Origin of the sequence: Cryobacterium sp. TMT3-29-2, from assembly GCF_004564305.1 — a bacterium.
In the GTDB taxonomy this organism is placed as follows: Bacteria; Actinomycetota; Actinomycetes; order Actinomycetales; family Microbacteriaceae; genus Cryobacterium; species Cryobacterium sinapicolor.
This window is the reverse complement of sequence record NZ_SOGK01000008.1, coordinates 22,004-36,102: the sequence shown is the minus strand read 5'-3', so window position 1 is coordinate 36,102 and position 14,099 is coordinate 22,004. Positions and strand designations below refer to the sequence as shown.

Genomic DNA, 14,099 nt, shown 5'->3' with positions numbered 1-14,099 from the left:
TGATAACGTGGGGGTTCCGTGCAGGTGAATTCAGGGGCGCACTACGGCCACCTTCTTAGTGGCATCCTGACCAGAAGCGCCTCCTGGCTCGCCTGGCTGATGGCCGTGTTCCTGGGCGGTTACGTCATCGGGCTGCTGATACCCGACAGCGGGTTCAACCTCTTCGTCGACGGCTGGCTGGCGTCGCTCCTGAAGCTGTCCTTGGTCGCCGTGTGCTGGGTCGCCGTGGTGCGGAAGCGCTCGGTGAGCCGGGTGCGGGTCGGGGCCCGAGGACTGGAGCGATTCCGGCATTTAGAACTGCTGCTCACCGCCGCGGCGGTCTCCATCATCGCGATCGTCGACTCCTACTCCCTGTGGATGCTGATCTGGGGAACCAGGATCTTCCCCCAGGTGAGCGAGGTCGGCTACTTCCTGTTCTTCGCCCTCATGCTGGCCGTGCTGGTCATCATCGTGCGCCGCCAGCTCCGGGGGATGGTCTGGTCGGTGGTGCTGGACAGTGCCATCGGGGCGCTGGGCGCGGCCTCGGTGCTGGCGGTGCTGCTCGGCCCGATGGCGAGTGCACTCGACGCGGCCGGTGCGAACGCGGCCATCACCGCCGCCGTCGCCTATCCCCTGTTCGACCTGTTGCTGGTGGCGGTCGTCGTCGCGCTCACCACCTCGCAGGGCCCGGTTGCCGGCCGCCGCTGGATCCTCCTGGTCTTGGGCCTGTTGGTGTTCACCTCCACGGGCCTCGTCTTCGCCCTGCTCGAAACCCGGTACGTTCTCGGCACGCCCCTGGACGCCGGCTGGGCCGTGGGTCTGGCACTGATCGCGGTGTGGGCGGACACCTCATCACGCCCCGATCTGGTGCAGAACAACTCCACCAACGGCCTGGCAGCCCTGGCGTTACCGGCGGTGTCGACGGCGGCCGGCCTGGGAGTCCTCCTCCTCGCCAGCCAGACGTCGGTTCCCCCGATGGCGGTCGGCCTGGCGGCGGCGACCCTGGCCCTCGCGGCCGTTCCGCTGGTCTCCCGGCAGGTGGCCCTGCGGCGCCAGTCCACGACCGACGAGCTGACCGGCCTGCCGAACCGGCGTGCGCTGTACGCCGGCGTCCTGGGGCGCCTGGCCGACGACAAGAGCCGCAACCGCGCCCTGCTCTTGCTGGATCTGGACCGCTTCAAAGAGGTGAACGACAGTCTCGGGCACGACGCCGGCGACCGGTTGCTCGTCCAGGTCGGCCGTCGCCTGCAGGGCGGACTGCGGCCCGGCGACCTGTTGGCACGGTTGGGCGGAGACGAGTTCGCCATCCTGCTCGAGCACACCGATCAGGTGGAGGCCGAAGCCGTGGCCGGCAGACTGCGCGCCACGCTGGCCGACCCGTTCACCCTGGAAGGCATCTCCCTGCAGACCAGCGCGAGCATCGGCATCGCGCTCTATCCGGATCACGGCGACGACCTGACCGCGCTGCTGCGCAAGGCCGATATGGCGATGTACAAGGCGAAGGCGACCCACAGCGGCCACCACGTCTACCGCAACACGGACAACCGGCACGGTGACGCCCGGCTGCGCACCCTGCAGGAATTGCGCCTCGCCCTGACCCGGGACCAGCTCGTCCTGCATTACCAACCGAAGATCTGCCTGAAGACCGGGTTCGTCGCCGGCGTCGAGGCGCTCGTGCGCTGGAACCACCCCGAGCGGGGTCTGCTGTTTCCCGACCAGTTCCTGACCCTGGTCGAAGAGGCCGGTCTCATGCACGCGCTGACCCAGGAGGTTCTGCGGAAGGCTCTGGACCAGTCCGTGCTCTGGTCGGCTCAGGGCCGCACCCTGACGGTCGCGGTGAACCTGTCCGCCAGCTCGCTGATCGACTCCGATCTGCCCGAGCGCGTGGGCACCATGTTGTCGGCTCGCGGCCTTCCACCCACCGCGCTGATGCTCGAGATCACCGAAGACTTCCTGATGGTCGACCGCGACCGAGCCCGGGACATCCTGACCCGTCTGCGCGCGAGCGGCATCAAGATCTCCGTCGACGATTTCGGCACCGGCTACAGTTCTCTCGCCTATCTCCGCGACCTGCCCATCGACGAGCTCAAGCTCGACCAGTCCTTCGTCTTCCCGATGGCCGACGACGCCCGGGCTGCTGCACTGGTTGCCTCCACGATCGACCTCGCGCACGGCCTCGGCCTGAAAATGGTCGCCGAGGGCGTGGAGAACAGCGTCGCCTATGACGAACTGGTGCGCTACGGATGCGACTTCGCCCAGGGCTACTTCATGTCGCGCCCCATCTCCGCCGAAGCACTCGACGAGTGGCTGACCGCCCGGCAGAGCGCGGCGGCCCGACCATGACCGGCGGCACCCGTGAGCGGTTCCGCATCGGGGCACTGACGCTCATGGTGGTGCTGGCCGTCGCCTATACCCTCGGTCTCACCCTGAAGGGCGAGGACTTCAGCCCTCTGGTCGACGGCTGGCTGGCAATCCTCGCGGTGTGGGCACCCGTTCTGGTGGGCGCCGCCGCCGTGTACCGGGTCGAGCGCGGGCACCTCGAGGTGACCCTCGCCACCGCCGCACTGGCGGCCAACGCCCTGGCGGACAGCTACTCCCTCGTCATCACGGATGCCGACGGTGCGATACCGTTCCCCTCGCCGGCCGACATCGGCTATCTCCTGTTCTACGGGCTGCTTCTCGGGGCGCTGGCGCTGCTCGTGAACCGGCAGCTGCGCGGAGCGGCCTGGTCCGTCTTCCTGGACACCGCCGTGGGTTCGCTGGGTGCCGCCGCCGTGCTGGCCGTCATCCTCAGCCCCGTCTTCGCGTCCGCGACCGCGGGCCCGCTCAGCCTCAGTTCCACCGTCGCGGCCGCCTACCCGGTGCTCGATCTGCTGGTGGTGGCGGCGATCGCCGGGATCATGGCGTCACACGGCCCGGATGCCGGGAAGCGCTGGATGCTGCTCGTCGCGGGCCTGGTGATCTTCGCCGCCGCCGACACCGTCTTCGCCCTGCAGGGCGAGCTCTACCTGGTCGGCACCCCGCTCGACGCGAGTTGGGCCATCGGAGTCGTACTGGTCGCATTCTGGGTGGACGGCACCGCCCTCCCCCTCCCGGTGCGGGATCGCACGAAGACGACAACGGGCACCACCGTGTCCGCTCTGGCCGTTCCCATGGTGTCGACGATCGCCGGGCTGGCCGTGCTGATTCTGGCCAGCCAGGTCGAGGTGTCGACCTTCGCCGTGGCCCTGGCCGGGGCCACCATGGCGCTGGCGGTGGTGCCGCTGGTCGGCCGGCAGCGGGTGCTGAACCTGTTGGCGCGGACGGATGACCTCACCGGGCTGCGCAACCGCCGCGCCTTCAACGTGGATGTGCCGACCCGCTTGGCCGCGGTCGAGGGCAGGACGAGCGCCCTGCTCCTGCTGGACCTGGACCGCTTCAAGGAGGTCAACGACAGCCTCGGCCATGACGTGGGTGACCGGCTGCTGATTCAGGTCGGCATCCGCCTGAACCGGCAGCTGCGTGCCGGAGACCTCCTGGCCCGGCTCGGCGGCGACGAGTTCGCGATCCTGCTCACGAACTCCGGGCGGGAGGACGCACGGACGGTGGCCGTCAAACTGGGTGCCGCGCTGGCCGAACCGTTCCTTCTGGAGGGCATCACACTGCAGACCAGCGCCAGTGTCGGGATCTCCCTTTATCCCGACCAGGGCAGCGATCTGACGGCGCTGCTCCGCAAGGCCGACATGGCCATGTACACGGCGAAATCGAACCGCGGCGGCCATCACGTGTACAACAGCGACGACGACAGCCACGGCGAGGTCCGGTTGCGCACCCTGGCGGAACTGCGGCTCGCCCTCGCCGCCGACCAGCTGGTGCTGCACTACCAGCCCAAGGTCGACCTCGGTACCGGCGGGGTGCAGGACGTCGAGGCGCTCGTGCGCTGGAACCACCCCGACCGCGGCCTGCTGCTGCCCGATCAGTTCGTGGGGATCGCCCTGGAGGCCGGGCTGATGCACACGCTGACGCAGGTGGTGTTGCGACAGGCGCTGGACCAGGCGGCGCTCTGGCAGGCGCAGGGGCATCCGCTGACCATCGCCGTGAACCTGTCGGCCAGTTCCCTGGTCGACACGGAACTGCCGGACCGGATCGGCGCCATGATCGCCGACCGCGGCCTGCCACCGGCGCTCCTGGCCCTGGAGATCACCGAGGAATTCCTGCTCAACGACCGGGACCGGGCCCGCGGCATCCTGACCCGGCTGCGCGAGCAGGGCATCCGCATCTCCGTCGACGACTTCGGCACGGGCTACAGTTCGCTCGCCTACCTGCGCGACCTGCCCATCGACGAGCTCAAGCTCGACTCGTCCTTCGTCTTCCCGATGGCCGGCGATGCGCGCGCCGCAACCCTGGTGTCTTCGACGATCGCGCTGGCGCACAGCCTGGGGCTGCGTATGGTTGCCGAGGGTGTGGACAGCGGCGCCGCGTACGACCAGCTGATCGAGTACGGCTGCGACTTCGCGCAGGGCTTCCACCTGTCCAAGCCGGTCCCCGCGGCCGAACTGGAGGTCTGGCTCGCCGACCGGCGGGTCGCCGATGCCCAGTCGGGACCCGTTACTGTGATCGCACGCGCCGGGTCGGACGTCGACCTCGTCGCGGAGCCCGCCGAGGTGTAGACCGCCGGGAAAGGTTCCGAGCAGGGCGAGCATTTCTACGTCGTGGCGATCCGGATCGACGCCGCGATGTGGCGCTGAGCCGGGGGTCTGGACGCTCGCGGCTTCTCCGGCTCGCGCTCAGCCTCCGACCGGGGCATCCGTTGTCACGTAAACGCGGAGATTTTCGATTCACGCCGGTTGCGGTGCCTGGGATCAACGGCGTGTCGCGAAAAGTCCTCCGTTAGCTTTGCCTCCGCCACGGATGCCCGGGGTTTGGCGGCAGCTACGGGCCACCGGGTCGCGGCGAACGTCACCACCGGGGTCGCCCAGGGCCCGAGCCCGAGCCCGACCCGGACATCGACCCCGACCCCGACCCCGAGCCCGAGCCCGACCCCGACCCCGACCCCGACCCGGTTCTACACTGGGAGGAGCCGCGGGCCAGACCGACCCGGCACTCCCGGAAACGAGGAACCCACCCGATGGACGCGTCTGCTCAGTCGGAAAGACCGGACCTGACCGCTCGTCCGGACGTCGATCCCTCCATCACCGACGCCGCCGAGATCGCCCGCCGGCTCGCCACCGATCCCGCCCGCGGCCTCACCGGCACGGAAGCCGCGCGCCGTCTTGCGGCCGAGGGCCCGAACGAGCTGCGCAGCGTTCCCCCGGTGCCGTTCTGGCGTCGCATCCTGGCCCAGTTCAATGACCCGTTGATCTACCTCCTGCTGGTCGCCACCGCGGTGTCGCTCGGCGCCTGGCTGATCGAGGGGGCAGGCGGCCTGCCCGTCGACGCCCTCGTGATCGCCGCGATCGTGGTGCTCAACGCCGTGCTCGGGCTGGTGCAGGAGGCGCGCGCCGACAACGCCGTGGCCGCCCTGTCCAGCATGACCGCAGCATCCTCAACCGTGCTGCGCGACGGCCTGCTCACCACCGTGCCCAGCACCCAGCTGGTGCGCGGCGACGTGCTGGTGCTGGGTGAGGGCGACAGTGTGGGGGCGGATGCCCGCCTCACCGAGTCGAGTTCGCTGCGGATCGCGGAGGCCTCCCTCACCGGCGAGAGCGAGGCCGTCACCAAGAACCCGCGCACCCTTACCGCGGCGGCCTCCCTCGGCGACCGCCTGAACATGGTTTTCAAAGGCACCGCCGTCAGTCAGGGCGTCGGCCGCGGCATCGTCACCGGGACCGGCATGGACACCGAGGTGGGCGCCATCGCCACGATGCTCGACCGCACCACAGCTAACCCCACCCCGTTGCAGACCGAGATCGGCCACATCGGCAAGCTGCTCAGCACCGTCGTGATCGTGATCGCCCTGGTCGTGATGGTCACCATCGTGCTCGTGCAGGGCGTGTCCACCCCCGCCGACTTCGTCACCGTGTTCCTGCTCGGGGTGTCCCTCGCGGTCGCGGCCGTCCCCGAGGGGCTGCCGGCGATCCTGTCGGTGATCCTCTCCATCGGGGTGCAACGGATGGCGCGGCAGAACGCCGTGGTCAAGAACCTGAAATCCGTGGAGACGCTGGGCTCCGCATCCGTGATCTGCTGCGACAAGACCGGCACGCTGACCCGCAACGAGATGACGATCCAGCAGCTGCTGACCGCCTCCGGCCGGGTGGACGTGACCGGGGTGGGCTACCGCCCCGAGGGCGAACTGCGCCAGGGCGCCGACCCGCTCACCGACCTGTGCCTCCGCTTCGAGGCCCAGCTGGTGCTGGGCGTCGGGTCCCTTGCCGGCAACGCCCAGCTGACCGAGCGGGACGGCGAGTGGGAGATCCAGGGTGATCCCACCGAGGCCGCGTTCCTGGTGGCCGCCGCCAAACTCGAGGGCACCACCGTGCACATGGCCCGATTCGGCCGCCTCGAGGAGATGCCCTTCACCTCGGAGCGCAAGATGATGTCCACCCTGCACCAGGAGACCGACGACGACAGCCTGCGCATCTTCAGCAAGGGCGCGCCCGACGTTCTCCTCCAGCGTTGCGCTTTCCTGCAGGTCGGCGAGAGCGTCGTGCCGTTGACCGATCAGCTGCGGCAACGGATGCTGGCCGACATCGACGCGCTCTCGGCCCAGGCCTTCCGCACCCTGGGTGTCGCCTACCGCCGCGCCGACGAGAACACGGCCCCGCTCGACGAGGCCGACGAGCAGGGCCTGATCTACGCCGGGGTCGTCGGCATCATCGACCCGCCCCGCGCCGAGGTGCCGCCGGCCATCCGGGAAGCCCACCGGGCCGGCGTGCGCGTGATCATGATCACGGGCGACCACCCCGCCACGGCCGCGCGGATCGCGAGCGACCTCGGGATCGTCGAACCGGGGGCGACCGCGCTGGCGGGCACGGACCTCGACCACCTCGACGAGGCCGGGCTGCGCGAAGCGGTGCGCGGGACATCCGTGTTCGCCCGCGTCTCACCGCGCCACAAGCTGCGGATCGTCGACGCCCTGCAGGCCAACGGCGACATCGTGGCGATGACCGGCGACGGGGTCAACGACGCCCCGGCCCTGAAATCGGCGGACATCGGTGTGGCCATGGGCATCACCGGCACGGAGGTGACCAAGGAGGCCGCGAAGATGATCCTGGTCGACGACAACTTCGCCACCATCGTCGCCGCGGTGCGGGCCGGCCGGGTCATCCTCGACAACATCAAGAAGTTCCTGCGCTACCTGCTCTCCTCGAACATGGGCGAGGTGCTCACCGTGTTCCTCGGCGTACTCCTCGCCGGGGTGCTGGGCCTGACCGGCGCCAGCAGCGAGGCCGTGGTGCTGCCCCTGCTGGTCACCCAGATTCTCTGGATCAATCTGATCACCGACTCCGGCCCGGCCCTGGCGATGGGCGTCGACCCGGAGATCGACGACGTGATGGCCCGCCCGCCGCGCGGGATCGACGAACGCATGATCGACCTGCGGATGTGGATGGGCATCATGTCGACCGGCCTGGTGATGGCGGTGGTCACCCTCGCCACCATCGACCTGTTCCTGCCCGGCGGGCTGCTGCCGGCGCTGGACCCTGGTACCGACGGCCTCACCGTGGCCCGCACCGCCGGCTTCACCACCCTGGTCTTCGCCCAACTGTTCAACACCCTCAACGCGCGGTCCGAGCTGACCACCGCGTTCCACCGCCTGTTCGTGAACCCGTGGCTGTGGGGGGCGATCCTGCTCGCGATCCTGCTGCAGGTGGCCGTGGTCGAACTCCCGTTCCTGCAGACCGCGTTCGGCACGACCTCGATGGACCCTCTGCACTGGGCCGTCTGCGTGGGCATGGCCTCAGTCGTGCTGTGGGTGGAGGAACTGCGCAAATGGATGCTGCGGGCGCGGGCCTGACCTCGTTCCGCAAAGCGGATTAGCATCGGGGGCATGAGCGTTCAAGGACCGCCGGATCCCGCTGCCGAGGACCCGGCATCCGCTCTCCGCCGCGACGAAACGGACCTTCAACGCCTGGACCGAAACTGGCTGTCACTGTTGCAGGAGCTCAGGGTCACCCAGACGGGAACCCAGATCGTCGGTGGCTTCCTGCTCGCCCTCGCCTTCCAGCCGCGGTTCACCGAACTCGACTCGTACCAACTCGGCGCGTATTTGATCCTCGTCGCGACGGCCGCCACCACCACCGTGCTGGCGCTCGGGCCGGTCAGCCTGCACCGGGTGCTCTTCGGGAAGCACGCGATGAAGCAGATCGTGCGGGTCGCCGACGTACTGGTGCGGGCCACACTGGTCGGCGTCGCGGTGATCCTCGCCGGCACCACGCTGCTGGTCTTCGATGTGGTTCTGAGCCGAACCGCCGGTCAGGTGGCCGGAGCCTCGGTGCTGCTGGTCATCGTGGCGGTCTGGCTGATCCTGCCGCGCGCGGCGAGGCGCTGACACCGGTGGTGCGACGGCGCCGCTGTGTCAGCAGGCTCCCCATTGGCCCGCGCCTGCACTCGTCGCGGCGTCCTCGGCAGCGCGCAGCAGCGGGTAGTGGGCGTCGTTCGGCGCGATCATGAGCGACTCGGCGGCACCGCCGGCGACGAGCTCGTAGTTGACGAATCGCCCGTCCTCGGTCCAGAGGTAGAACAGGCTGCGGCCGTACTGGTCGGTCGGGTCCTGATCGGCGGTGACCCAGGTCAGGCTGCCCTCCGGCAGCAGGGCCCGCAACTGCTCCGTGGCCTGGTCGCCGAAGCATTCTGCACGGTCCCCGACCTCGGGGGTATCGATTCCGAGGAGCCGCACCTTGACGTCGTCCGTGGTCGCCACCAGCGCGTTCGGCTGGTCCGTGCGTAAGAAGAGCGTGTCGCCGTCGTGCACATAGTCCACGGTCATCGAGACGGCTCCACTCGGCGGCGCCGGGATCTCACCGACCGCTGTCTCGAGGGCGTTGCCCGCAGCATCCGCCACCGGGTCGGCGCTCTCACTGGAGCTCGAGCCGGAGCTCTCACTCAAGGAACTCAACATGCTCTCGAACGCGGTCGCCATAAATCCGGTCTGCTGATCCCACGTGAAACCGACCGCGCCGAGCACGAGAACACCGACCAGCATGCCGGAACGGCCCCCTTGTCTACCCATTCCCCGAGACTAGGGCAAAGCCCGGGAGTTTAGCGCCGACCACCACAGCGCACGGTGGAGCTCTGGGCCGGTCCGCCGTTGAACCCGCCCAGCACCCCGTCTGACGGGCTACAGCGCAGCTGTGTCCTCCACCGCGTGGAACCACGGCGGGTACACGACGACCTTGGGCTTGTGCGCCCCGGTGGCGAGGATGGCCCGCACGGCGTCGCGCACCTTGTCGTTGGCGACGCCCACGAGCGTGACCAGCTCGAACGGGAACTGCTCGGTGACGAGCAGTTCCGCCTCGCGGATCTTCTGTGATTCCACGTCGGCCCGCAGCGAGCGCAGCATGCGATCGGCGGTCTCGGGGGCGGCGCCGAACCGGGTCAGGGCCCCGGCGGCATCCCCGTTGGTCACCGCGACGGCTGCCGCGGCGTTGTCGTCGGCGCCGGTCCGGGCATCGTGGAGTTTCTTGACCGTGCTGACCAGAAAGACGAAGTCGTACGTTTCGGAGCTGTGCGCCTCCGGCGACAGGCGCGGGTCGTTGGATGCGGTGAGGAGGCTGTCCCACAGGCGCGCATTGGGCGACAGAAAGAACGGCACATAGCTGGCGACGCTGGCGCTGTCGTCTCCGGCGACGAGCGCGGCACGCCGGGCGGCGCGCTGGGGTGCCGACGACAGGTCGACGATCGGGCGTGCGATCCAGGCGTCACTCGCGTCGGCGAGCAGGCGCCCGCTGTTCAGGATGCCGGCCAGGTTGCGGATGTGCGTGACGTGGTAGATCCGCTGCTCACCGACGTTGTCGTGGGCGGTTCTGGTGCTCCTGACAGGCTTCACGGTGCCGGTGGCCTTGGCCTCGGTGATCGGCTTCGCGGTGGCGGTCCTCGCTCCCAGGGTGGGGTTAGGCCCGCCCAGGGTCACCGTGAGCGGTGACGGCGAGCTCCGCAGTGACGGTGCGCGGCCTGCGGACTTGCTCCGGCTACCGCGGGTGGCCACTCCGGGCGCGATGTCGGGAGCGGCCTTCGGGAAGCAGCTGGCGCACAGGCCGCCCTCGAGTCCATGGATACATTCGTCGCTCAAGCTAGAAAAACCTCTCGTGTGCGTGGCCCCCACACTCTTCAAGTCCGATGCTCGAAGACCACATATCAACGGTACGGTCATTTCTGACCTCGTGGTGACCGTTGGCGGGATTCGTTGAGAGCATTTCGCCCGGTTCCGCATGCCTTGCCGTGGCCGAAAAAGAATGCTACTACCGACGTATGAGTAGCGTTGACGATATCAACGAGGACAAGATCGAGGTCGGCAAGCCCCGGGAGTGGGCGGCGGGGGTGCCCGGCGTCACCCATGCGATGGGGCCGGCCTTCAGGCAGATGGGCGTGCCTCGCAGCCTGAAGGCCCTGACCGCGATGAACCAGCGGGACGGCTTCGACTGCATGAGCTGCGCCTGGCCCGATCCCGAGCATCGCAAGACGTTCGAGTTCTGCGAGAACGGCGCCAAGGCGGTGACCTGGGAGGCAACCCCGATCACGGTTCCCACCGAGTTCTGGGCCGAGAACCCGATCAGCGAGCTGCTCACGAAGTCGGAGTACTGGCTCGGTATGCGGGGCCGGCTGGTGCAACCGGTGCACAAGCCGGCCGGGTCCGAGCACTACCGGCCGATCACCTGGGAGGACGCGTTCGCACTCATCGGCGACACCCTGCGCGGACTGGACTCGCCCGACGAGGCGGCGTTCTACACGAGCGGCCGCACCTCCAACGAGGCGGCCTTTCTCTACCAGCTGTTTGTGCGCGCCTTCGGCACCAACAATCTGCCGGACTGTTCGAACATGTGCCACGAGTCGACCAGCCATGCGATGGCGGAGACCGTCGGGATCGGCAAGAGCACCATCACCTACGCCGATTTCGCCCTCGCGGATCTGATCATCATCATGGGGCAGAACCCGGGCAGTAACCATCCGCGGATGCTCACGGCCCTGGAGGAGGCGAAGGATGCCGGTGCCGCCATCGTCGCCGTCAACCCGCTCCCGGAGGCCGGGCTGATGCGCTACAAGAACCCGCAGCGGGTGCGGGGCGTCGTCGGGGCCGGCACCGTGATCGCCGACCAGTACCTGCAGATCCGGCTCGGCGGCGACATGGCGCTGATGCAGGCCCTCTCCCGGCGGGTTCTCGACGCCGAGGCCGCCCGGCCCGGAACCGTGCTCGACCATGAGTTCCTGACGGAGAACTGTGTCGGGCTCGAGGAGCTGCGCGCCCACCTCGCCCGGCTTGACGACGACGCCGTCCTGGCCGCCACTGGGCTGCGCGCGGCCGAGATCGACGAACTGGCCGCCCGTTACCTGCGCGCGGAGAAAGTCATCATCACCTGGGCGATGGGCATCACCCAGCACAAAAAGGCCGTGCCGACCATCCGGGAAATCATCAATCTGCTCCTACTGCGGGGCAACATCGGCAAGCCCGGCGCGGGCGCGTGCCCGATCCGCGGGCACAGCAATGTGCAGGGTGACCGCACCATGGGCATCTGGGAGAAGATGCCACCGGCATTCCTGGACGCCCTGGAACGGGAATTCGGTTTCGACCCGCCCCGCGAGCAGGGCCTGGACAGCGTGGGCTCCATCCGCGCGATGCGCGACGGCCGGGTCAAGGTCTGGATCGCCCTGGGCGGCAACCTGGTCGGCGCGATCTCCGACACCGCCGTCGCCGAGGCCGCGATCCAGAAAACGTCGCTGAGCGTGCAGATCTCCACCAAGCTGAACCGGTCCCACGCGGTGGTCGGTGAGCAGGCGCTCATCCTGCCTACCCTGGGCCGCACCGAGATCGACCTGCAGGCCACCGGCCCTCAATTCGTGTCGGTCGAAGACACCGTCTCCGCGGTGCACTCCTCCACCGGGCGGCTCAAGCCGGTGTCGGATCAGCTGCTCTCCGAAGTCGCCATCGTGTCGCGTCTTGCCCGGGCCACCCTCGAACGCACCACTTCGATCGACTGGGCCGGTTTCGAGAACGGCTACGACAGCATCCGTGACCACATCGCGCACGTGATTCCGGGCTTCGCAGACTTCAACCAGCGGATCCGCCAGCAGGAGGGCTTCTACCTCCCCCATGCGCCGCGCGACCTGCGCACCTTCCCGACCCCCAGCGGCAAGGCCCGGCTGACGGTCAACGATCTGGAGCCCCTCGAACGCCCGCCGGGGCGTCTGCTCCTGCAGACCCTGCGCTCGCACGACCAGTTCAACACCACGATCTACAGTCCCCACGACCGCTACCGGGGTATCAAGAACGGCCGCCAGGTCATCTTCGTCAACCCGGAGGATCTCGCGGAGTTGGGCCTGATCAGCGGCATGCTCGTCGATGTGCACAGCGAGTTCAGCGACGGCGTCGACCGCGTCCTGCGGCGGTTCCGGCTCGTCGCCTACCCGAGCGCCCGCGGCTGCGCCGCCGCCTATTTCCCCGAGGCCAACGTGCTGGTGCCCCTGGATTCCGTGGCGGAGGACAGCAACACGCCCGTCTCGAAGTCGGTGCTGGTGCGGCTGGAGCCGTCGCGCTGAGCACGCCACCGCCGGCTGGAACACGCCGTGCCGGAACACCCGGTGCCGGAACACCCGGTGCCGGAACACGTCGTGCCGGAACACGCCGTGCCGGAACACGGACAGGGCACCCGATCCGCTGGACCGGGCGCCCTGTGCTGTGGGTGGTGCAGTGTGGCTAGCTCACCCTTACTTGTTATTCGACTTCGGTGCGCCGATGCCCGGGTCGATCTGGTGCGGCCCGGCGGCGGAGGGGCGAACGTCGAAATCGAAGATCGCCGTGGGGATGTAGACGGTGGAGCAGGAGTTCGGGATGTCCACCACCCCCGACAGCCGGCCCTCGATCGGTGCGGCGCCGAGGATGATGTAGGCCTGCTCCGGGCTGTAACCGAACTTCACCAGGTAGTCGATCGCGTGCAGGCAGGCCCGCTGGTAGGACAGGTGCGAATCCAGGTAGCGCTGCTCCCCGTCCAGGGTCACCGAGGTGCCCGAGAACGCCAGCCACTCGCTGTACCGCGGGTCCACGTTGCCGGGCATGAAGATCGCGTTCTCGCTCACGCCGTAGGTGTCCATCCCGCCCTTGATCAGATCCACCCGCAGGTCGATGAACCCGCCCATCTCGATGGCGCCGCAGAAGGTGATCTCGCCGTCGCCCTGGGAGAAGTGCAGGTCGCCGAGGGACAGGTTGGCTCCGTCGACGAACACCGGGTAGAAGATGCGGGTGCCCTTGGACATGTTCTTGATGTCCTGATTGCCGCCGTTCTCGCGGGGCGGTGCGGTGCGGGCTGCTTCGCCGGCCACCCGGTCGAACTCGGAGGCGGCGAGGCTGCCGAGCACCGCGAACTGGGGCTCGGGCGGCAGCGCCAGGGGCGGAACCCGGTCGGGGTTCGTCTTGATCAGGTCACCCTCACGCTTGTTCCATTTCGCGAGCAGTTCGGCCGACGGCGCGGTGCCCATCAGACCCGGGTGGATCAGGCCGGTGAAGGAGACGCCGGGTACGTGGCGGGAGGTCGCAGTCTGGCCGGTGAAGTCCCAGATGGCCTTGTAGGCATCCGGAAACTGGTCGACCAGGAAGCCGCCGCCGTTGTTCTTGGCGAAGATGCCGGTGTAGCCCCAGCCCTGCCCCGCAAGCGGTCCGGAATCCTCCTGCGGGATCGGGCCGACATCGAGGATGTCGACGATGAGCAGGTCACCCGGCTGGGCACCCGTGACGGCGAAGGGCCCGCTGAGCTTGTGTACCGTCATCAGTGGGGCGTTCAGGATGTCGTCGGCCGAGTCGTCATTGACGATCGCACCATCGAACCACTCCCGGCAGTCCACCCGGAACGATTCGCCCGGCTTGACCGTGGCCACCGGTGGAATCTCGGGGTGCCAGCGGTTGTGGCCGACGAGCTCCTGGTCCTCGAACTTCTTGCTGGAATCGAGGGGGAATATTTTCTTGGGCATGTCGTCTCCTGTACCTGGTCGAGCCG

8 protein-coding genes are annotated in these 14,099 nt (G+C 68.7%); 5 read left to right on the top strand and 3 right to left on the bottom strand.

The genetic code is table 11. The annotated features are described in order from the left end of the window. The first annotated feature begins 18 nt into the window (after positions 1–18). The 4 genes from E3O67_RS00550 (at position 19) to E3O67_RS00530 (ending at position 8,446) form a co-directional block, all read left to right on the top strand. Complete coding sequence (locus E3O67_RS00550) at positions 19–2,322, top strand: bifunctional diguanylate cyclase/phosphodiesterase (RefSeq protein WP_135101390.1); 2,304 nt, start codon at positions 19–21, stop codon at positions 2,320–2,322. Then, positions 2,283–4,628: a bifunctional diguanylate cyclase/phosphodiesterase gene (locus E3O67_RS00545; protein ID WP_134427726.1), complete on the top strand. Its 2,346-nt coding sequence runs from the start codon at positions 2,283–2,285 to the stop codon at positions 4,626–4,628. The genes E3O67_RS00550 and E3O67_RS00545 overlap by 40 nt, the downstream gene beginning before the upstream one ends. Positions 4,629–5,086: 458 nt before the next feature. Next, positions 5,087–7,912 carry a cation-translocating P-type ATPase gene (locus E3O67_RS00535; protein WP_135101388.1) on the top strand — a complete coding sequence of 942 codons (2,826 nt, stop codon included), beginning with the start codon at positions 5,087–5,089 and terminating at the stop codon, positions 7,910–7,912. Between the two features lie 33 nt (positions 7,913–7,945). Continuing rightward, a complete protein-coding gene (locus E3O67_RS00530; RefSeq protein ID WP_134427730.1) occupies positions 7,946–8,446 on the top strand; it encodes a DUF6328 family protein in 501 nt (166 codons plus the stop codon). 27 nt (positions 8,447–8,473) lie between these two features. Here E3O67_RS00530 and E3O67_RS00525 read toward each other — a convergent pair whose 3' ends face one another. Continuing rightward, on the bottom strand, positions 8,474–9,127 hold the full coding sequence (locus E3O67_RS00525; protein WP_134427732.1) for a thermonuclease family protein: 654 nt from the start codon (positions 9,125–9,127) through the stop codon (positions 8,474–8,476). A 108-nt stretch (positions 9,128–9,235) separates the two neighbouring features. Next, positions 9,236–10,186 (bottom strand): DarT ssDNA thymidine ADP-ribosyltransferase family protein, encoded by a 951-nt coding sequence (locus tag E3O67_RS00520; protein ID WP_166786903.1) that lies wholly within the window; start codon positions 10,184–10,186, stop codon positions 9,236–9,238. 179 nt (positions 10,187–10,365) lie between these two features. On the opposite strand from E3O67_RS00520, the gene E3O67_RS00515 reads away from it, so the two are divergent. Then, entirely contained in the window at positions 10,366–12,648 is a 2,283-nt protein-coding gene (locus tag E3O67_RS00515; RefSeq protein ID WP_134427736.1) for an FdhF/YdeP family oxidoreductase, read from the top strand. Positions 12,649–12,816: 168 nt separating this feature from the next. On the opposite strand, the gene fmdA is transcribed toward E3O67_RS00515, so the two are convergent. Then, complete coding sequence (gene fmdA, locus E3O67_RS00505) at positions 12,817–14,073, bottom strand: formamidase (protein WP_134427738.1); 1,257 nt, start codon at positions 14,071–14,073, stop codon at positions 12,817–12,819. Positions 14,074–14,099: the final 26 nt, after the last annotated feature.

Coding starts and splice junctions, on each gene's coding strand:
- E3O67_RS00535 (WP_135101388.1), top strand. CDS start 5,087: ATGGACGCGTCTGCTCAGTCGGAAAGACCGGACCTGACCGCTCGTCCG.
- E3O67_RS00530 (WP_134427730.1), top strand. CDS start 7,946: ATGAGCGTTCAAGGACCGCCGGATCCCGCTGCCGAGGACCCGGCATCC.
- E3O67_RS00525 (WP_134427732.1), bottom strand. CDS start 9,127: ATGGGTAGACAAGGGGGCCGTTCCGGCATGCTGGTCGGTGTTCTCGTG.
- E3O67_RS00515 (WP_134427736.1), top strand. CDS start 10,366: ATGAGTAGCGTTGACGATATCAACGAGGACAAGATCGAGGTCGGCAAG.
- fmdA (WP_134427738.1), bottom strand. CDS start 14,073: ATGCCCAAGAAAATATTCCCCCTCGATTCCAGCAAGAAGTTCGAGGAC.